We start from the raw sequence: 19,704 nt of genomic DNA, 5'->3' as shown, positions 1-19,704 counted from the left end.
GGCCTGCGCCGTTCCTCGCGGCGCTGCCGGGCCCGGGCGAGTTCGTCTCCGCCGGCGGGCTGCACACTGGCCGGCTGCGACGCTACGGGCTGCCCCGGTGCGAACTGTCCTGCTGCACTTTGTCCGGGTGCAGGTGGAGCCGGGGTATTTGCGTCCGGCCCGCTGCCCTGGGCAGGGAGTTGGGCAACGATACGGTCGAAAAGGTCAGCCGGAGGCTGCTCCTCGACACGGAAGGTCCTTACGAGGGTTTCCCTTGCCTGGCGCACCCGGTCGAAGAACTCGGTCCGTTCCGCTTCCGGCGCGGCCGACATGTACTGTTCGATCGCCCGGCGTTCCTCTTCAGTTACCGCATCCAGGGCATAAAGTTCGGCCAGGTCCACCGCCCGGCCGGAAGCCAGGTCCATGGCAACGGTGTCGCCAAACGAACCGGAACGGCCATTGCGGCCGCTGTTGGTTTCAGTCATCTAACTCACCCCCAGACAGGTCTTCAGTCGGATCAATCCATCGCGGATACGGGATTTTATGGTGGGAACTGCGGCGTTCAGGCGTTCGGCAACTTCCCGGTAGGTGAGGCCCCCGTAGTACGCCAGGCGCACAGACTCCTGTTGCGTTTCGGTCAGTGTCTCCAAACACCGCACCACGGCCTCCGCCTCCAGCCTGCTTCCCACCTGGTCCGCCACGGAGTCGTGGTCGATGTCCTGGGTGCTGGCGCCGTACTTGGCCTCGCGGTCAGTGGAGGACTGCGAGGAACGGACCCTGTCCACGGCCCGCCGGTGCGAAATGGTCATCAGCCAGGAGAGCGGGCTCCCTGCCTTGGGGTCGAACTTGGATGCGTTCTGCCACACCTGGAGGAAGACCTCCTGTGTGGTGTCCTCGCTGAGTTCGGGATCGATCAGGACCCTGCGGGCCATGCCGAAAACGCGGCGGGACGTCAGCTGGTAAAACTCGGCAAAGGCCGCCTGGTCACCCCGGCCTATGCTTTCCAGCAGGACTGAAAGCCGGTGGCTGAGGTCGGCCGGAGGGTCTGACACCGCGGCCTGGGCCTCGGGGTGTGGCGCGTTGGGGGTTTCCATCACTACCAAGCATAAGTCTCCCGGCCGTGAATCCTCAGCAGTACCGCCGTGGCTGCTGCGGGAGGTCCTGGATCTTGACTCCAGCAATGTCACCTGCAGCTCCTCCAACGCCTGGGAATGTTGTCGGAAGTGATTCGGAACAGCTGCCCGGATGGATTGGCCGGGTGTGCAGAGAAGTTGCCGGCTGCTGCGGGGTCAGATTTTGGCGCCGGCAAAGCCCTGCTGGCGCCAGGCCTCGTACACGGCGATGGACGCGGCGTTGGCCAGGTTCAGGGAACGCAGGGCCGGCAGCATGGGCAGCCGCACCGTGGCCGTCACATGGGGATCGGCCTTCAGTTCCGGCGGCAGCCCCACGGATTCACGGCCGAACATCAGGACGTCGCCCGGCTGGTAGGAAATATCGGTGTAGCTGGCGGTTCCGTCAGAAGTGAAGGCGTAGACCCGCTCCGGTTGCAGGTGCTTCCACGCATCCTCGATGCTGGGGTGCACGGTGACGACGGCAAGATCGTGGTAATCCAGCCCGGCACGGCGGAGCTTCGCGTCTGAGAAATCGAAACCCAGCGGCTCCACGAGGTGCAGTTCGGCGCCGGTAATGGCTGCGAGCCGGATGGCGTTGCCGGTATTGCCGGGGATTTCGGGGGCGTGGAAAAGGATGCGGAACACCGTCCCATCCTAGCCACCGTTGTCAGTGCATGCCGCGCAGCAGCCTGGCCAGCACCGGAACATTCACCGAGTTGGGCGCGGGCCCGGACGCAAGGAATTCCTTCAGCCCGCGCACCATGCCTGCCGCGTTAACCACCTGCACGGCCTCGAGGGCACCGGCTGAACGGCGGTGGTTGTCTATCACCGGCTCGTGGAGGTTGCCGCCAGGGTTGAGCACCACCGTCCAGCCCGTGACGTTCAGTTCCGGGAAGATGTCCTGCATGGCCCGGACAACGTGCCCGAGCTGCGGCGGGGCAATGGAGCGGCCCCCGTGGTTCAGTGTGCGCCCGTCCCAGGCATAGGCGCCCTTGGGCAGCAGCATGGAGCCGACCAGTGCCAGCCGGTAGCCGGACAGGACGGCGTGGTCGATGTGGCTGTTGTCGGCAGGGGACTGGAGGCCGTTGATCAGGCGTGCGGCCGGGATGGCCGGCAGGACCTGCCGGGTCAGGAGCTGGACCGTGCGCATCTCCCGCTGGATGCGTGCCTCGGCCCCGAAAATACCGCGTTTGCGTGGCATGCCGTGCACCTGCTGGCGGGCGACTGCCAGGGGAATCAGCGGAACCTCGCCGGAAGGGGCATCCTCATACGGCGGGACGTACACAGGGGGGTCGCCGGCGGTGTTGCGGACGTTGCCTTGCCGGTGCACAGTGGCCGACGCGCGGCTGCCCGCCGGTGGCGCGTCGAAATGCGCCTCCGTGTCCGCGTCCTCGTTGCGCAGCGTGCCGGCGGCATAGGAGCGGTCGTAGGCTTTCCTGCGGGTGGGGTCGATAAGGGTTTCGTAGGCACGCGTCACCTGCCGGAACGCGGCGGCATCACCGCCGTGATCAGGATGGGCCGTCCGGGCAGCCCGGCGGTAGGCCACCTTGATCTCCTTCTCCGTGGCCGTTACCGCCACGCGAAGTACCTGGTAATAGGAGCTGCTGCTCTCGGTCAAGCCCTCATCCTTCTCTTGGTATGGCCAGTCTTCGCAGGTAGCCCGGTCCGCACAGTTTAACGGCCTGTCCTGAACAACGACGCTCCGGGCCTCCAGGGTTCCCCGAGTCCCCGCGGACCGGGTGCGGGCGCCGCAGGCAAGTGCATTTAGACTCATGCATGCGCGGCCGTCCCGGCTGCGGCTGAACGTATTGGGGGCAGGAATGGATATGCCGACGACGGCGGGAATGGCTAACAGGGCCAGGCGGCGGGTGGTGCCGGTGCTGGCAGCCGCAATGGGAGCTCTGCTGGTTGGCGGCTGCAGCGTGGAGGTGCGGGATCCTGCAGCTCCGCAACCTGTCGCCAGCACGCCGGGGCTTGCCACCCCCACCATTACGCCTGGCCACGATGCTGCCGCAGTGGCCGCGCAGGACCTTCCCTTTGCCGCCGGCGGCAGCCTTGCCCCCGGCATGCCCGTAGGCATCGGGGACGGACTGAAGGAAGCGCCGGGATGGAAGGCCGTCGCCGGCAGCGTGGCCGCCGAAGCCCGCTACGAGAAGGAAGACGGCTGCCTGGTGGCAGCCAGGGTGCGCACCAGCCAGGCTGCCCTGGTCCGGGGCGACGACAGGGAATCCACCGTTGCACTTTTTGAGTATCTGGACCCGTCCATCCTGCCCGGCTACCTGAAGACGGAGACACTGCGGTGGGGCGCGGACCCGGCAGGGCCCGGCAGGACCGTCGAGGTCCTGGCCCTGGAACAGGCAGCCCAGCCGGCTGGAAGGGCAACTGCGGTGCTCGCCAGGCTGTTCGGCACGGCCGGGTCATCCGTCTACATCTCCCTCTCGTGCCCGGACGCTGCCGCGCTCGCAGGGGCGAGGGCCGACGTCGCCCGTTTCCTGCCGGTGATCCCGCCGTCCGCCTAGCAGGGGACGGCGCCTGCCCGGCAGGGGGGCCGGTAGAATTGCGGGGTGCCCGTTTACCTCGATCATGCAGCAACCACCCCCCTTGCACCTGAGGCGCTGGCCGCGCTGACCCGTGAACTGGCCCGCACCGGAAACCCGTCTTCGCTGCACGGTTCCGGCCGGCGGGCCCGCCGTGCCGTGGAGGACGCCCGGGAGGCTGTTGCTGCAGCCGCGGGAGCGCACCCGTCGGAAGTCATTTTCACCTCGGGCGGTACGGAGGCTGACAACCTTGCCGTGAAGGGGCTGTACTGGTCCCGCGTGGCTGACGTGCCCGCGCGGCGCCGCGTCCTCTGCTCCGCCGTCGAACACCATGCAGTCCTGGACACGGTGGAGTGGCTGGAACGCCACGAAGGCGCCGAGGTGGTCTGGCTGCCGGTGGACAGCGACGGAGTGGTGGACCTCGCCGTCCTTGACGCTGAACTTTCCCGTGACCCGGGCACCATCGCCCTGGTTACCGTGATGTGGGCCAACAACGAGGTGGGCACCATCCAGCCCATCAGCAGGATCGTGGAGCTGGCGCACGCCGCCGGGGTCCCCGTGCACTCGGACGCGGTCCAGGCGTTCGGTTCCCTCCCCCTGGATTTCAAGGCCTCAGGCCTTGACGCCATGTCCATTTCCGGCCACAAGATCGGCGGCCCGGTTGGGGTGGGTGCGCTCCTGTTGGGGCGGTCCGTGAAACTTACCCCCGTCCAGCACGGCGGAGGCCAGGAAAGGGACGTCCGCTCGGGCACCCTGGACACGGCGTCGATCGCAGCCTTCGCCGCTGCCGCTGAGAAGGCCGCAGCCACCCTGGGCGCCGAGTCCACACGCATTGCGGGCCTCCGCGACCGGCTGATTGACGGTGTCCTGGAACGGGTTCCGGAAGCCGTCCTGCGCGGTGCCGCCGGAAACGGCCGGCTCCCCGGCAACGCGCATTTCACTTTTCCCGGCTGCGAGGGGGATTCCCTGCTGTTCCTCCTGGACCTGGCCGGCGTGGAGTCATCCACCGGTTCGGCCTGCACGGCGGGTGTGCCCAGGCCTTCCCACGTTCTGCTGGCCATGGGCCTGGACGAGGAGACGGCGCGGGGCGCGCAGCGGTTCACCCTGGGCCATGCCTCGGTGGAGGGCGACGTCGACGCCCTCCTGGCCGCGCTGCCTGACGCCTATGCCCGGGCGCGGCAGGCGGGGATGGCCGGGCACGAGTCCAGCATCCAGACCGCAGGAACGCTTGCGCGCCGGCCCCTCAACGGCGGCTGACGGAGGCCGGCCTGACGGGGCTCTGTGCTGAGGCCGTAGAATAGATAGGCAAGGATCGTTTCCGGGAGCCTGCCTGCCCTTAGAATCAGCCCCAAGAATCAGCGCCGGGAATTGGCGCCGGAACCCAGCGTCCTTATCCAGCGCCGCCACCCAGCGCAGCCAGCCGCGCACGTCCGCCAGCACCGGCCCGGAGCCGGGAAACCCGAGGGAAAGCCACCATGCGAGTTCTAGCAGCCATGAGCGGCGGAGTCGACTCCGCCGTCGCCGCCGCCCGCGCCGTCGAGGCGGGGCATGACGTCGTCGGCGTCCACCTGGCGCTTTCGCGCATGCCCGGCACGCTCCGCACCGGAAGCCGCGGCTGCTGCACCATCGAGGACTCCCGCGATGCGTGGCGCGCCTGCGACGTCCTTGGCATCCCGTACTACGTCTGGGATTTCTCCGAGCGGTTCAAGGAAGACGTTGTCCAGGACTTCATCGATGAGTACGCCGCCGGCCGCACGCCCAACCCCTGCATGCGGTGCAACGAGCGGATCAAGTTCGCCGCGCTCCTGGAAAAAGCCATCGCCCTGGGGTTCGACGCCGTGTGCACCGGACACTACGCCAAGGTCATCGAGGATGCTGACGGTAACCGCGAGCTCCACCGGGCCGCTGATTGGGCCAAGGACCAGAGCTACGTCCTGGGCGTCCTGACGCACGAGCAGCTCAAGCACTCCATGTTCCCGCTGGCCGACACGCCTTCCAAAGCTGAAGTCCGCGCGGAGGCTGAACGCCGCGGACTCTCGGTAGCCAACAAGCCGGACAGCCACGACATCTGCTTCATCCCCGATGGTGACACCGCCGGATGGCTCGCCGAAAAGATCGACATGACCACCGGGGACATCGTGGACGAAACCGGCACAAAGGTCGGCGAGCACCCGGGCGCCAACGCCTTCACCGTGGGCCAGCGCCGCGGCCTGAAACTGGGCACGCCCGCCGCCGACGGGAAGCCCCGCTTCGTCCTGGAGATCCGGCCCAAGGAAAACAAGGTGGTAGTGGGCCCGGAGGCCCTGCTGGCCATCGACGAGATCCGCGGCATCAAGGTCTCCTGGGCAGGACTGCCCATCGCCGAGGTGGAGACGGGCGGGGAATTCGACTGCCACGCCCAGGTCCGTGCCCACGGCGACCCCGTGCCCGCGACGGCACGCATGGAAGTGACAGGCCACGGCGGGGACGCCGCCGCCGCCGGCCAGCTGGTAGTCCGGCTCACCACCCCGCTGCGGGGAGTGGCCCCGGGCCAGACGATTGTCCTTTACCAGGGCAGCCGGGTGCTGGGCCAGGCAACCATCGACGCCGCCCGCTCGCTTCAGCGCGCCGAGCTCTAAACCAGCATGTCCCCAGCACCGCCCCGGTTCCGCCGGGGCGGTGTTGTTGGTTGTACCGTGGCTGCGGGGGCAATCAGGTAAATTTTGTGTCTCAACTCACAAAATGGTCCGGGATGAGTGTTGACTCTCTGATTGAATCTAGGCATCAGCACCGCGCGCTTCCCGCCTGAGCAAATGCACCCATCAGCGGTCGGCGGGCGCGCACTCATCGAACAGAAAGTTCTTAGATGACGAAGAGCAACAAAGCACTGCACGGCGCAATCGCGCTGGCAGGCATTTCCGCCCTCGCACTGACTGCCTGCACGGGCCCCTCAGGCGGCGGCGGAACCTCGACCGGCGATACCGGGGGTGGCGCCATCACATACGGCACCACGGACAAAGTGGTCACCCTGGATCCGGCCGGATCCTATGACGGCGGATCCTTCATGGTCATGAACCAGATCTACCCGTTCCTGCTCAACTACAAACCCGGCACTGCCGATGCCACCCCGGACATTGCGGAGTCCGCTTCCTTCACCAGCCCCACCGAATACACCGTGAAGCTCAAGCCCGGCCTGAAGTTCGCCAACGGCAACACGCTGGATTCGTCCGACGTCGTGTTTTCCTTCAACCGCGTCAAGACGATCGACGACCCCAACGGGCCGGCGTCACTGCTCGCCAACATGGAAAAGATCGAGGCGACGGACGCCAACACCGTGGTGTTCACCCTTGCAGCCGGAAACGACCAGGTGTTCCCGGGCGTGCTTGCCTCCAACCCCGGTCCGATCGTGGACGAGGAAGTCTTCCCGGCGGACAAGATCATGGACGACGACGCCATCGTTGCGGCCAAGCCGTTCGCCGGCCAGTACACGATTGAAAGCTACAAGAAGAACGAACTGGTCAGCTTCAAGCCCAACCCGGATTACCAGGGGCTGCTGGGCGCTGCGTCCAACGACGGAGCCACCCTCAAGCACTACGCGGACCCGAACAACCTGAAGCTCGATGTCCAGCAGGGCAACATCGACGTCGCCGGGCGCATCCTTACCGCTACCGACGTCGCAGACCTTGAAGGCGACGACAAGGTGAAGGTCCACAAGGGCCCGGGCGGGGAACTGCGCTACATGGTGTTCAACTTTGACACCATGCCGTTCGGCGCGAAGACCCCGGAAGCCGATCCTGCCAAGGCCCTTGCCGTCCGCCAGGCCATCGCCCACCTCGTTGACCGTGACGTCATTGCTTCGCAGGTCTTCAAGGACACCTACACTCCGGTCTACTCCTACGTGCCCAAGGAATTCGAAGGCGCAACCGAGCCGCTGAAGAGCCTCTACGGTGACGGGAGCGGCAAGCCGAGCCTGGACAAGGCAAAGCAGGTCCTGGCCGATGCCGGCATCACCTCGGTGGTTGACGTGAAGCTGCAGTACACGGACCGCTACGGCACCTCCGCGGCCGACGAGTACGCGCTGGTCAAGGAACAGCTCGAAAAGTCAGGGCTCTTCACCGTCGACCTCAAGTCCACAGAGTGGACCACCTACACCAAGGAACGCCGGGCCGACGCCTACCCCGTGTACCAGCTGGGCTGGTTCCCGGACTATTCGGACGCGGACAACTACCTGACGCCGTTCTTTATCCCGGGCAACTTCCTCGGCAACCACTACGAGAACCCGGCCGTGACGGACATCGTGAAGCAGCAGCTGGTCACCACGGACAAGGCTGAGCGGAGCGAACTCCTGGGCGAGGCCCAGGAAGCTATCGCCAAGGACCTCTCCACGCTGCCGCTGCTGCAGGGCGCCCAGGTCATGGTGGCCGGAACGGATGTCCAGGGAGTCGAAAAGACCCTCGATGCCTCGTTCAAGACCCGTCTTGGCGTGATGTCCAAGTAGGTCCACCGAAACATCCGGCTCTGACCGCACACGGGGCGGGACACGGTGCGCCTGTTGCCAGGCGCCCGTGTCCCGCCCCGCGTGCTGGACGGGATGCGGTGCCGGCCCGCCGCGGGCACCGCAAAGACAACCTGAGGTACCCATGACGACATTGATTGACGCGCCACCAACTGACGCGGACGGACTGCTCCCGGCCGCCAAAAAATCATCCGGCGGTGGATTGGGACAGTACATCCTGGTCCGGTTCCTGCTGATCTTCCCCACCATCTTCATCCTGGTAACCATGGTCTTCTTCCTGATGAGGATCACCGGCGACCCCATCACCGCAGCCATGGGAGGGCGCCTGCCGGCGGACCAGCTCCAGGAGCGGATCCAGGCGGCCGGCTACGACCGGCCCATCCTGGTCCAGTACTTCGAGTACCTCGGCCAGCTGGCCACCGGCAACTTCGGCCGGACGCTCACGGACAACCGCGCCGTCTCCGAAATCCTGACAACCTACGGCTCGGCCACCCTGGAGCTGAGCATCAACGCACTGCTCGTCGCCCTCGTGGTTGGCATTCCGCTGGGCATGGTGGCGGCCCACCGCCGGGACAAGGCGCCGGACGCCGTCCTGCGGGTCTTCGCCATTCTTTGCTACGCGACCCCCGTGTTTTTCGCCGGCATGCTGCTGAAGCTGACCTTCTCGGTTTGGCTCGGCTGGCTGCCGGTGGCAGGGCGGGCCAGGACGTCCAGCGAACTGGCCTTGACGTCACTGGAGGCACCCACCGGAATCTACTGGCTGGACGCGCTTCGAAGCGGCAACATGGCCGCATTGGGAGATGTCATGGCCCACGCCGTCCTGCCCGCGGTGGCGCTGGGGCTGCTGACAGCCGGCATCTTCCTCCGCCTTGTCAGGACCAACGTCATCGGCACCCTGGGCAGGGACTACATTGAGGCCGGCCGGTCCAGGGGCGTCAGCGAATACCGCCTGGTCACCAAGCATGCCTACAAGCCCGCACTGATACCCATCATCACGGTGATGGGCCTGCAAATAGCAGTGATGCTCGGCGGGGCGGTGCTGACCGAGAAGACATTCGAATGGAAAGGCCTGGGATTCCAGCTCGCCAACTACCTCACGGCCCGTGACTTCGTGGCCGTGCAAGGCATCGTGGTGCTGCTCGCCATCATCGTGGCCATGACCAACTTCATCGTGGACATTATTGCCGCGCTGATCGATCCCCGCGTGAGGTACTGACCATGAGCATCCCCGCCGTTCCCGTTCCGATGGAAAGTCCACGGGCTCCCTGGTACCGCCGCCTGCCGGTGGTCTCACACTTCAACAAAAGCGTTGGCCTCCAGCGCGGCATGCTGGTCGCAGGGCTGGTCCTCACCGGCCTGTTCGTCCTGACGGCGCTTTTCGCACCGTTGCTGGCACCCTACGGTTTCTCCCAGCTTTCCGACGCCGACGGCAACTTCCCCACGCAGCAGGCCCCAGGCGGCAAGCACCTTTTGGGGACGACCGTGGGCGGTTACGACGTCCTCTCGCGGGTCATCTGGGGCGCACAGACGGCGATCATGGTGATCGTCGTCGCCGTGTCCATGTCCATCGTCGTCGGCGTTGTCCTGGGCCTGGTCAGCGGTTACCTCGGCGGGTGGCTCGACCGGATCCTGGTGGTCATTGCCGACGCCGTGTACGCCTTCCCGTCACTGCTGGTGGCCATTGTCATGGCCATCGTCATCAGCGGAGGACAGTCCAGCCTCATCGGCGGCATCTTCGCTGCCGGCACGGCCATCACTCTGGTCTTCATTCCGCAGTATTTCCGGGTCATCAGGGCCGAGACCGTCAGGCTGAAGGCTGAGCCCTTCGTGGAGTCCGCCAAAGTGGTGGGAGCGTCCAACATCCGCATCATGACCCGCCATATCTACCGCAACGCCACCCGGACCCTGCCGCTGATCTTCACCCTGAACGCCTCCGAAGCCATCCTCACCCTGGCCGGCCTTGGCTTTCTGGGCTTCGGCATTGAGCCCAGTTCGGCCGCGGAGTGGGGCTTCGACCTCAACAAGGCGCTCGCCGACACCACGTCCGGCATCTGGTGGACCGGGCTGTTCCCCGGCCTGGCGATCGTGCTGACCGTAGTGGGGCTGACCCTGGTAGGCGAGAGCATCAACGACCTGAACGATCCACGCCTCCGCGGCCGCAAGAGCACGGGCGGCAGTTCCCCGGCGCCGGTGGACAACGCCGCCATCGCAACCGAAGCGAGGGCATCATGACCGTCAATATCGATCCATTGTCCGGGCGGAGCCCCAACGGGGAGCCCGACGACGGCCGCCCCGTTCTCGACATCGACCACCTCCAGGTCACGTTCGCCACGGACGGCGGTCCGGTCCAGGCAGTCAAGGACGTCAGCCTCGAGGTCAGGAAGGGGGAGGTGCTGGCGATTGTGGGGGAGTCCGGATCCGGCAAGACGGTCACCGCCAAGACCATCCTGGGCCTGCTCCCGGAAACGGCCAGCAGCTCCGGGGCGGTGCTGATCAACGGGGCCGACGTCATCAGCGTCAGCGCCGCCCGGCTCCGCCAGATCCGCGGCCGGGACGTTGCCATGGTGTTCCAGGAACCGTCCACCGCACTGAACCCGGTGTTCACCGTGGGCTGGCAGATTGCCGAAGGCATCCGGGCGCACACCGGAAGCGACGGGAAGCGGGTTTCAGCCAAGGAGGCCAAAACCCGGGCCATTGAAGCGCTGCGCAAGGTGGGGATCCCCGATCCGGAACACCGGGTCAACTACTACCCCCACCAGTTCTCGGGCGGGCAGAAGCAGCGGGTGGTCATCGCCGCGGCACTGGCCCTGAATCCCGGGCTTATTGTCGCCGATGAGCCCACCACGGCCCTGGACGTCACAGTGCAGGCGGAAATCCTGGAACTGCTCAGGGACCTGCGGGACAAGTACGGCACGTCCATTGTGCTCATCACGCACAACATGGGGGTGGTGGCAGACCTGGCCGACCGGGTGGTGGTGATGTACCAGGGCGACGTGGTGGAGGAGGCTCCGGCCCGCACCCTGTTCGCAGAACCGCGGCAGGACTACACCCGCAGCCTCCTCGCCGCGGTGCCGCACCTCGGACGGAACTCCGCCTCCGCAGGACTGGCCAGCCGGGCCCACCAGGAGGAGGAAGTCCTCGTGGAGGCCGACAACCTGTCCATCGAGTATCCGGGGAGGCTGGGAACACCGGCTTTCAAGGCAGTGGACAGGGTCAGCTTTACGCTGTCCAGGGGCGAAGTGTTCGGCCTGGTGGGGGAGTCCGGCTCCGGGAAGACCACCATCGGGCGGGCCATCGCCGGCCTCAACAGGACCACCGGCGGCAGCCTGAAGGTGCTGGGATACGAGATGCTGAACCTCAAGGAACGGACCTTCAAGCCGCTCCGCAAGGACATAGGGTTTGTGTTCCAGGACCCGGCGGCGTCCTTCAACCCGCAGCTGACCATCGGGGACTGTATCGCCGAACCCATGGTCATCCACACGAAGCCAAGCCCGGCGCAGGCTCGCAAACGCGTCGGCGAGCTGCTTGAATCAGTCCAGCTCCCGGCGTCGTACGCGGCACGGTACCCGCACGAACTGTCCGGCGGCCAGCGCCAGCGGGCGTCGCTGGCTCGGGCACTCAGCCTGAATCCCCGGTTGCTGATCGCCGATGAGCCGACGTCCGCACTGGATGTTTCGGTGCAGGCCAAGGTCCTAGAACTGTTCAGGGACATCCAGCAGGAGTTTGGCTTCGCCTGCCTGTTCATCAGCCATGACCTCGCGGTGGTGGACACCCTCTCCTCCTGGGTGGGCGTCCTCTATAAGGGCAGGCTCGTGGAGCAGGGGATCGGCAGCCAGGTGATGGGAAACCCGCAGCACGACTACACCCGGCGGCTCATCGCGTCCCTGCCCGTACCGGATCCGCAGGAACAGGCGAAGCGGAGGGAAGCGCACCGAGCCCTGCTGGGCATCTGAGCGGCAGGACTCGGCGCCGCGTCGGAGCCCGAAGCGCCGGTGCCGGATACCGGCACCGGCGCTTAACACCCGGGTGATTCCGGTGCCTGCCCATAGACTTGAACCATGACGCAGCACAACCTTCACACTCCTGACGCCGATGACTACGACCCCTCAGCAAGTTCGCTGGCGGACCAGGTGGACCAGTCGGTGATGGCTGAACTGCTCTCCATCCGTTCAAGCATCGACAACATTGATGCCACCCTGGTCTACCTGCTGGCCGAGCGCTTCAAGGCCACCCAGAAAGTGGGCTTCCTCAAGGCCGCCCACCGGCTGCCCGCCGGGGACCCCGGCCGTGAGGCCGCCCAGATCGCCAGGCTTCGCCGCCTCGCCGAGGACGCCCACCTGGACCCTGCCTTTGCCGAGAAGTTCCTCAATTTCATCATCGGGGAAGTCATAAGGCACCATGAGGCCATCGCGGAAGACCACGAGGCAGCCTCGGGCCAGCACCCGCAGGCATCAGCCCTCGCGTGAGCATGGTCGAAAGGCCTGAACCCCGTGGCGGTGCCTCCTCACCGGCGCCCGCTCCGCCGCGGGAAGTGACGGCCACTGCGCTGGGACCGTGGCCGGGCGAAGACCCCGTGGAGGCCGCCCGGATCATCCGGGGCGAACTCGGCAGCCCGCATCTGCCCTTCCTCGCCGAACTGCCGGACCGCGGAGTTGGTTCCGATGCCCTGGGGCGTACGGCCAGCCTCCTGGCCGAGCTGGCCGTCGACGTCCAGCCCTATGGGTGGCGGCTGGTCGACCGGCCCGGCAAGGACTTCCGCCGCGCCGCGTCAGCCCTGGCCACGGACATTAACGTCCTCGCCGACGTGGCCGGAGCCGAGGAACGGCCTGCCGCAGAGATCAAGGTCCAGCTGGTGGGGCCGCTGAGCCTGGCGGCCGGGCTCCACCTGCACAACGGCGAGCGCGCCCTCCTCGACTATGGCGCCCGGCGGGACCTTGCAGCCTCGCTTGCCGCCGGTGTGGGCGGATACCTCTCCCGGGTGGCGGCCGCCGTACCGGGTGCGCGCCTGGTAGTCCAGGTGGACGAGCCGGACGTCGCCGCGGTGCTGGCCGGCACCATTCCCACCTCCAGCGGCTACCGCACCCTCCGGGCGGTGCCGGCGTCTGAAGCACGCGAATCGTGGCGGCTGGTCCTTGACGCCCTGCGGGCCGCGGGCGCCGCCGAAGCGGTGATCGCCGTTCCCGAGGTGGAAGCGCCCTTCGAACAGATCCTGGCTGCCGGAGCGGACGGCATAGCTGTTCCTTTGAAAGCCCTGACGTCCCGGCAGTGGGAGCAGCTGGCTGGAGCGGTGGAATCAGGCTCAAGCCTGTGGCTCGGCGCCGTGGAGGCAGCCGGCGGGGCGCTGCCCAAGGTCGCTGAATCGGTGGAGGCCGTGTGGCGGCCCTGGCGGCAGCTGGGCCTTTCGGCACACACTCTGGCCTCCATCCGGGTGACACCCTTGGCCGGGCTCGCCGGCGGCTCGCCGTCGCAGGCCACAGCGGTGCTTGGCAGGCTTACCCAGCTTGCGGACGGGCTGAACCAGCTCGCCCAGGGCTAGCCGGCGCGGCTTTCGCCAGCGGCGTCAGACCCGGTTCTCCCAGCGGTCCGGCTGCGCGTAGCGCGGCAGGAAGCTTTGGGCTGAGCTGCCGCCGCTGTAGGGGCGCAGCCGGTAGTCGAAGCTGCCGGCGTAGACCAGGACCAGGCCGATCTGCGGCTGGATGACCTTCACCTGGATCCGGTGTTTACCGGCGGGACCTTCTGCCGGGTCCCACCACTGTTCTGCGTATGCTTTGGCGTCCAGGGCGGCAGGAAGGGGGATACGGAGCGGGCCCAGGAGGAGCCGGGATGCTTCCGATACGCCCCGGAGCCGGCCCTCTGCCGTGACACTCAGGTTCAGGTCGGTGACCAGCCGCCGGTACCGGCCCACGTAATCCACCAGCTGGGGTGCACCGTTCCGGCGGGTGGCGCTTGTGGTGTCCTGGAAGATGCGGGCGCGCCCCGGGAACCGGATCTCACGGCGGGCCGTGAGGCTGGAGCGGCCAAAAGGGTCCTGGTGGGCGTGGTTCTCGATGCGGAACGGAATGTTTTCGCCGTACTCGGGAAAGAAGGCTTCCTCCCCGCTGGTCAGCCGCAGCAAAGGCCGGAGCCATTCCTGACGGCAGCCCACGACGTCGAACGTTCCTTCTCCCACGCCGTAGCGGCCCGAGCCCGGCACCAGGGAGAAGTAGTCCTGCAGCTCGGGCTGCAGGCGCGAAAAGTCCGCGCCGAGGGCCTGCTGGTAGATGGGAACGTTCATGGGGAACCTCCTGCTGGGAAAGCGGCTGGAACAAGGTGCTGTGACCTCACAATGTACCGGCAGCCTTGAGCCTGATGTACATGTCAGCGAGCCGCGGCGGCAGTTGGTGGGGTTCGGCGTCCACTACTGATACGCCGTGCTGCCGGAGCTCTGCGCTGATCGCCGCACGCTGCAGGAGCGCCCGCTCGGCCGCTGCGGCCCGAAAGACACCGGTGGCGTCGCCGCGTTCTCCCAGCATGGTTCCCAGCTGCGGGTCCCGGACCGCCGCAATTACCACCACGTGCTGCCGGGCCAGCTGGGCCGCGACGGGAAGCAGGCCTTCCTCGGGCGCGCCGCCGTCCAGCGAGGTGAGCAGCACAACGAGGGACCGGTGCGCGGAAACGGCGCGGACCTGCGCCGGGACGGCCGGCCAGTCCATCTCAATGAGTTCGGCCTCCAGCGGTGCCATGGCCTGGACCAGCTGGCCCAGGAGGTTTCCCTGCCCGGAGGATCCTGCCCTGGCGCGCGTCCGGCGGTCAAAGGCGAGGAAGTCCACCCGGTCCCCGCCCCGCTCCGCGAGGACACCCAGCAGGAGTGCCGCTTCCATGCCCGTGTCCAGGCGCGTTTCGTCGTCGATCCTTGCCGCCGATGTCCTGGAGGTATCGAGGACCATGACCACACGGCGGTCCCGTTCGGGCCGCCAGGTGCGTACCACCACCGCGGACCGGCGTGCCGTGGCCCGCCAGTCAATCGACCGGACGTCGTCGCCCCGCACATAGTCCCGCAGGGAATCGAACTCGGTGCCCGCGCCGCGGATCTGCACCGCGGCCTTGCCGTCGAGCTCGCGCAGTTTCCGCAGCTTGGACGGCAGGTGCCTGCGGGAGTGGAAAGGCGGCAGCACCCGCAGCGAGCCCGGGCACGGCACGGTCCGCTGGCGCGCCGCCAGCAGCAGGGGGCCAAACGAGCGGAGGGTGGCGTGCGGTGCCCGGAGGTCTCCCCGCCGGACGGGACGCAGCCGTACCGTGACGCGCCTGCTCTCATTGGCCGGAACCTCAATGTCCTGTACGGCGTTCTGCGCTCCCGCCGAGGGCTGCCAGGCGTCGCGCAGGACGCCGCGGAGCCGGCGCCCGCCGTCGTTCCGGACCGTGAGCACAGCATCCACCGCCGCGTGCAGGGTGACGTTTCCGGGCTGTGTGCGCAGCAGGCTGACCGTCCGCAGCGGGGCCGCTGCCAGAAGGTCGACGGCGGCAAGGGCTGCCAGCACCCCGGACACCAGCAGCACCGTTCCCCAGCCGGGCAGCAGGATGACCGGCACCACCCCCAGCAGCACCAGCAGCACGAAACGCCCGGAGATGGCCATCAGCGGGGAACGGGAACGGAGGCCAGGATGCTGCCCAGCACGTCATCCACCCGGACCCCGTCCATCTGGGCTTCCGGCTGAAGCGCCACGCGGTGCCGGAGGCAGGGGAGTGCGAGGGCCTTGACGTCGTCCGGGGTTACGAAGCTCCGGCCTGACAGCCAGGCCCAGGACCGGGACGTGTTCAGCAGTGCCGTGGCCCCGCGGGGAGAGACTCCGAGCAGGAATGACGGGGCCGAGCGGGTGGCGCGCACCAGATCCACGATGTAGCCGATGATTTCAGGGTCCACCGCCACTGACGCCACGGCCTGCCGGGCTTTCGACAGGTCTGCCGCACCTGCTACTGCCCTGACCCCCGCAGCCGTGAGGTCGCGCGGGTCAAAGCCGGCAGCATGGCGCCGGATGACCTCCATTTCGTCCTGGCGCCCGGGCAGCGGCATGGTCAGTTTGAGCAGGAACCGGTCCAGCTGCGCCTCGGGCAGGGGGTAGGTACCTTCATACTCAACAGGGTTCTGGGTGGCAGCAACGAGGAACGGTGCTGGCAGCAGCCGGGACACTCCGTCCACGGAAACCTGCCGTTCCTCCATGGCCTCGAGCAGGGATGCCTGCGTTTTGGGCGGCGTCCGGTTGATTTCGTCTGCCAGCAGGATGTTGGTGAACACCGGCCCTTCACGGAACGTGAATTCGGAGGTGTGGGAGTCGTAGACCAGGGATCCCGTGACGTCTCCGGGCATGAGGTCCGGGGTGAACTGCACGCGCTTCGTGTCCAGGCTCAGGGCCGCAGACAAGGCACGCACCAGCAGCGTTTTGGCGACGCCCGGAACCCCCTCCAGAAGCACGTGGCCCTGGGAAAGGAGTGCAATCAGCAGTCCCGTGACGGTGGCGTCCTGCCCCACGACGGCCTTGGCCACCTCGTGCCGCACGTCCAGAAGGGCCTGCCGGGCGGAATCATGATCCATGTGGTCCAGGACCCGGGGGCTGCTGCCTTGCTCGCTCATCGGCTCTTGACTTCTTTCTCTAGGGTGTCCAGCTCCCGGGACCAGGCCACAAGCCTCGCCTCGGTGCCGGGACGTTCGTTGATCAGTTCGCGGAGCTCCGGGGCGGGCTTGCCGAGGAGTTCGGCAGCTGCGTCGATGACCTGGCCGGCGGTGGCCCCTGGCCCGGTCCGCAGATGCCCGGAAAGCCGCACCAGGGTGCCGGCCCGAAGGTTGTCCCTCGCCTGGTCCACGGCGCGGGAGTCCTGATAGAGCCTCGCCCGGCCCTCTGCAGTCTCCGCTGCCTTCACCACAACCGGCAAGGGCTCAAACACCAGCGGGCCCAGGCGCCTGCCGCGCCAGGCTATCGCCGCCACGGCAACCAGGGCGAGCCACGGGCCCAGGAAACGCGCCCAGCCGGGGGCCAGTTCGTCGAGGCTGGCGGGGCTGCCCCCGGTGTCCAGGTCCTCAAGGGTAGGGATGTACCACACAAGGTCAGGAGACGGACCGAGGGTCCGGATGGCCAGGGCGGCATGCCCCAGGCTGTCCAGCTGTCCGTTGCTGAAGACGGCGGTGCTGCCCACCACGGTGAGCTGGCCATCGCTGCCGACGGCTACCAGCCCTGCGCTGGAGCCGTCCGGCCGGTAGCAGGTCGTCCCGCCGTCGTACAGGAAGCCGGACTCTCCGGAAACCGTACCTGCGGCCTGCGGGTCAGGCAGGCTGCAGTCGGGCTCCAGCACTGGAGACGCTTCCGGCACAACCCCTGCCTGCCGGATGCCGGCGTCGAGTGCGTCCAGGGTCTGCAGCCGGGGCGATACCACCACCACCCGCTGGGCGGACGCCGCCAGGCTGCGGAGCCGGGGCCCGTCCAGGAAGCCGTTCCTGTCGTACAGCAGCAGTGTGGGCGAAGAACCGGCCTCCAGTGCTGCCATGGCTGCCCCGTAGTTTCCTGCATCGTGGACGGCCACTCCGTGCCGGCCCAGGATCTGCGCCACCGCGCGGGCGCCGTCGGGACCGGCGTTGTGGACCGACATCGGAACGGCGTCCCCCTTGGGACTGAGTTGCGCCCAGAGAACCAGGACCAGCGCGGCAGCCACCACGGCGGCACAAGCCACAAAGGCACGGTGCCGCCGGAGCCACCCAGTCCTGCGGACGGATGCCTGGTCCGCATAAGTGCCTCCCTGCACCGCAGAAGCCGGAACCGCCCCGGTCATGGCAGGACCGCCGGGCGCGGTGCCTCATAGTCCTGGTGGCCCTCGTCCCGATTGCCCGGCCGGCGGACGGGCTTGAGGGCTTCGAGCGCGTCATCCAGGCCGGCCATCGCCCGGTAGTCGCCGGCGTCCGCCGTCCTGTTCCCGTAGCGGATGGCATCGAACATGCCCGCCGCCCTGTCCAGGCGCTGCCCTTCGGTGCTGAAGGGGAGCGCCAGGTCCCGGGCCACCTCATCGGCTGTCCGCCCGGGCTGGGGGTCCAGGATGGTGCGGTCCTCGGCAGAGCGGACCAGAGCCCGGAAACGGTCCACGACGGCGTCCCCCCACCTTCCAGCCGCCGCGGAGGTCTCCGCGCGCTGACGGTAGTCGCCGGCCGCCAGCTCGCCCTCGGGTTCGAACACCTCCTTGACCTGCCGCGCTTTGGGGTTCAGCCGGGGCTTGGCAATGATCACCGCGGCAGCGATGATCACGGCGATCACGAGCCCAATGACGGTGCTTGGCACGGTGCTGCCTGCATCCGCGGATCCGTCCAGGGTAGAAAGCCAGTCCAGGAAGTTCTCCCACAGCGTCTCGACCCATCCCGGGGCAGCGTCACGGTATTCAGGTTGGGAAAGCTCCTCTGCTGCCCAGCGGCGGGCTTCCTCCGCCCCGGGCAGCACCGGGGGTTCAGCGGCCATCCGGCCATGCCCCCGGCGCAGGCCCGGTGCCGGGGTTCCAGCCACCGGGGTAACCTCCGGGCCGGGCCGCCGCCTGGCCGCGGCCCGGGATGCCGTCCGGATCCGCACCGGACTCCATCATGCGAAGCAGCGAGATATCGAGTCCGTCCTTGCGCATCCGGAGGTCCATGTAGATCAGCGCCATGACAGACGTCTGGAAGGCATAGCCCAGCGCTCCTGCCAGTGCACCGAGGACGGCGGTGATGATGCCGACGGCGACGGCGATGGACACGTCCTGCCCGGCGCCCCCATGGGGCGAAAGGAAGCCTGCCATCAGCGGGGCTACAAGGCTCACCGGGATCATGACCACCTGGCTGATGACGCCCACCATGATCCCCACCACCACGGTGATTCCAAGGATCCGCCACCAGTTGGCCCGGGTCAGATCCCAGGACCGGCGCAGGGCATCGAATGCGCCCAGTTCCTCAACTACTACGGCGGCCGGGGCCACCAGCAGTTTGACGTAGATCCACACGGACAAGGCAACAAAGCCCAGGAACATGGGAATGAGCAACAGGACGCCCATCCGTTCCATGCTGGCGATCAACGCCACGGCGGCCGCTGCCGGGACGAGGATGGCAACCAGCCCGGCAACCATCAGTAGCGCCGCCAGCCGCATCAGTGCCCCGACCCGCGGCCTCGCCAGGACCCACATCTGCTTGAAACCGGTAGGGCGGTTAAGGATGGACCGCGCCACCGGCACTACCATGGCTCCCTGCAGGACGGAGGCGATGAAGATGGTCAGGACGGCAACCAGCACAATGGCGGCAACGAAGCCCAGGCCGAGCGACGTGAGATCGGCGGGGCTGGCGCTCTCCGCCCAGGCTTCGATGGAGCCCATCGACGTTGCCGTGGCTGCTGTAAGGACAGCCGTCAGGATGGCGGCGAGGGACTGCGCCAGCAGCGAAGCGCCCAGCATGGCTTTGGCATTCCGCCTGATGGTCTGGAACGAACCGTCCATGATCTCCCCGAACATCAGGGGGCGCAACGGAACAATGCCCGGTTTGGGCGGAGCGACATATCCTGGCTGGCCGTACGGGTGGCCCTGGGAGGGATACCCGGGGCTGGGG

Annotated in this window: 19 protein-coding genes; 9 read left to right on the top strand and 10 right to left on the bottom strand. The window is 67.5% G+C overall.

Annotated features, from left to right (window positions below; translation table 11 throughout):
* The 4 genes from ACKAE7_RS07195 to ACKAE7_RS07180 all read right to left on the bottom strand — a co-directional run.
* Positions 1–464 (bottom strand): RskA family anti-sigma factor (locus ACKAE7_RS07195; protein ID WP_408978828.1); only part of this gene is annotated, 464 nt, incomplete at its 3' end.
* Positions 465–1,073 (bottom strand): sigma-70 family RNA polymerase sigma factor, encoded by a 609-nt coding sequence (locus tag ACKAE7_RS07190; RefSeq protein ID WP_408978827.1) that lies wholly within the window; start codon positions 1,071–1,073, stop codon positions 465–467. It lies immediately after the preceding gene.
* A gap of 195 nt (positions 1,074–1,268) precedes the next feature.
* Entirely contained in the window at positions 1,269–1,736 is a 468-nt protein-coding gene (locus tag ACKAE7_RS07185; RefSeq protein ID WP_104185011.1) for a tRNA (cytidine(34)-2'-O)-methyltransferase, read from the bottom strand.
* Between the two features lie 22 nt (positions 1,737–1,758).
* Positions 1,759–2,709 (bottom strand): J domain-containing protein, encoded by a 951-nt coding sequence (locus ACKAE7_RS07180; protein ID WP_191034645.1) that lies wholly within the window; start codon positions 2,707–2,709, stop codon positions 1,759–1,761.
* Positions 2,710–2,917: 208 nt separating this feature from the next.
* Between ACKAE7_RS07180 and ACKAE7_RS07175 the strand changes: the two genes are divergently transcribed.
* The 9 genes from ACKAE7_RS07175 to ACKAE7_RS07135 all read left to right on the top strand — a co-directional run bounded on the left by ACKAE7_RS07175 (position 2,918) and on the right by ACKAE7_RS07135 (position 13,659).
* Positions 2,918–3,610 carry a hypothetical protein gene (locus ACKAE7_RS07175; RefSeq protein ID WP_408978826.1) on the top strand — a complete coding sequence of 231 codons (693 nt, stop codon included), beginning with the start codon at positions 2,918–2,920 and terminating at the stop codon, positions 3,608–3,610.
* A 45-nt stretch (positions 3,611–3,655) separates the two neighbouring features.
* Positions 3,656–4,885 carry a cysteine desulfurase family protein gene (locus ACKAE7_RS07170; RefSeq protein WP_188811744.1) on the top strand — a complete coding sequence of 410 codons (1,230 nt, stop codon included), beginning with the start codon at positions 3,656–3,658 and terminating at the stop codon, positions 4,883–4,885.
* Positions 4,886–5,103: 218 nt separating this feature from the next.
* The gene (mnmA, locus tag ACKAE7_RS07165; RefSeq protein WP_408978825.1) at positions 5,104–6,246 is read left to right on the top strand and encodes a tRNA 2-thiouridine(34) synthase MnmA; all 1,143 of its coding nucleotides are present in this window, start codon (positions 5,104–5,106) and stop codon (positions 6,244–6,246) included.
* Positions 6,247–6,473: 227 nt separating this feature from the next.
* Positions 6,474–8,105 carry an ABC transporter substrate-binding protein gene (locus ACKAE7_RS07160; RefSeq protein WP_408978824.1) on the top strand — a complete coding sequence of 544 codons (1,632 nt, stop codon included), beginning with the start codon at positions 6,474–6,476 and terminating at the stop codon, positions 8,103–8,105.
* Between the two features lie 142 nt (positions 8,106–8,247).
* Positions 8,248–9,339 carry an ABC transporter permease gene (locus ACKAE7_RS07155; RefSeq protein WP_408978823.1) on the top strand — a complete coding sequence of 364 codons (1,092 nt, stop codon included), beginning with the start codon at positions 8,248–8,250 and terminating at the stop codon, positions 9,337–9,339.
* A gap of 2 nt (positions 9,340–9,341) precedes the next feature.
* Complete coding sequence (locus tag ACKAE7_RS07150) at positions 9,342–10,355, top strand: ABC transporter permease (RefSeq protein ID WP_408978822.1); 1,014 nt, start codon at positions 9,342–9,344, stop codon at positions 10,353–10,355.
* Positions 10,352–12,076 (top strand): ABC transporter ATP-binding protein, encoded by a 1,725-nt coding sequence (locus ACKAE7_RS07145; RefSeq protein WP_408978821.1) that lies wholly within the window; start codon positions 10,352–10,354, stop codon positions 12,074–12,076. The genes ACKAE7_RS07150 and ACKAE7_RS07145 overlap by 4 nt, the downstream gene beginning before the upstream one ends.
* Positions 12,077–12,181: 105 nt before the next feature.
* Positions 12,182–12,589 carry a chorismate mutase gene (locus ACKAE7_RS07140; protein WP_066277345.1) on the top strand — a complete coding sequence of 136 codons (408 nt, stop codon included), beginning with the start codon at positions 12,182–12,184 and terminating at the stop codon, positions 12,587–12,589.
* Positions 12,590–12,591: 2 nt separating this feature from the next.
* Positions 12,592–13,659, top strand: coding sequence for a hypothetical protein (locus tag ACKAE7_RS07135; protein WP_408978830.1), 1,068 nt, complete (start codon positions 12,592–12,594; stop codon positions 13,657–13,659).
* A gap of 24 nt (positions 13,660–13,683) precedes the next feature.
* On the opposite strand, the gene ACKAE7_RS07130 is transcribed toward ACKAE7_RS07135, so the two are convergent.
* The 6 genes from ACKAE7_RS07130 to ACKAE7_RS07105 form a co-directional block, all read right to left on the bottom strand.
* Complete coding sequence (locus ACKAE7_RS07130) at positions 13,684–14,397, bottom strand: DUF4166 domain-containing protein (protein WP_408978820.1); 714 nt, start codon at positions 14,395–14,397, stop codon at positions 13,684–13,686.
* Positions 14,398–14,443: 46 nt separating this feature from the next.
* Positions 14,444–15,736, bottom strand: coding sequence for a DUF58 domain-containing protein (locus ACKAE7_RS07125; RefSeq protein ID WP_408978819.1), 1,293 nt, complete (start codon positions 15,734–15,736; stop codon positions 14,444–14,446).
* Positions 15,736–16,731 carry a MoxR family ATPase gene (locus ACKAE7_RS07120; RefSeq protein ID WP_190609961.1) on the bottom strand — a complete coding sequence of 332 codons (996 nt, stop codon included), beginning with the start codon at positions 16,729–16,731 and terminating at the stop codon, positions 15,736–15,738. Before ACKAE7_RS07120 ends, ACKAE7_RS07125 begins: the two co-directional genes overlap by 1 nt.
* Positions 16,728–17,822, bottom strand: coding sequence for a DUF4350 domain-containing protein (locus ACKAE7_RS07115; RefSeq protein WP_408978818.1), 1,095 nt, complete (start codon positions 17,820–17,822; stop codon positions 16,728–16,730). The genes ACKAE7_RS07120 and ACKAE7_RS07115 overlap by 4 nt, the downstream gene beginning before the upstream one ends.
* Positions 17,823–17,917: 95 nt before the next feature.
* A complete protein-coding gene (locus tag ACKAE7_RS07110; protein ID WP_408978817.1) occupies positions 17,918–18,595 on the bottom strand; it encodes a DUF4129 domain-containing protein in 678 nt (225 codons plus the stop codon).
* Positions 18,585–19,622 carry a hypothetical protein gene (locus ACKAE7_RS07105; RefSeq protein WP_408978816.1) on the bottom strand — a complete coding sequence of 346 codons (1,038 nt, stop codon included), beginning with the start codon at positions 19,620–19,622 and terminating at the stop codon, positions 18,585–18,587. The genes ACKAE7_RS07110 and ACKAE7_RS07105 overlap by 11 nt, the downstream gene beginning before the upstream one ends.
* Between the last annotated feature and the right edge of the window lie 82 nt (positions 19,623–19,704).

It is taken from the genome of Pseudarthrobacter sp. NKDBFgelt (genome assembly GCF_046097905.1).
Lineage (GTDB): Bacteria > Actinomycetota > Actinomycetes > Actinomycetales > Micrococcaceae > Arthrobacter > Arthrobacter polychromogenes.
This window is presented reverse-complemented; position numbering and strand designations above follow the sequence as displayed.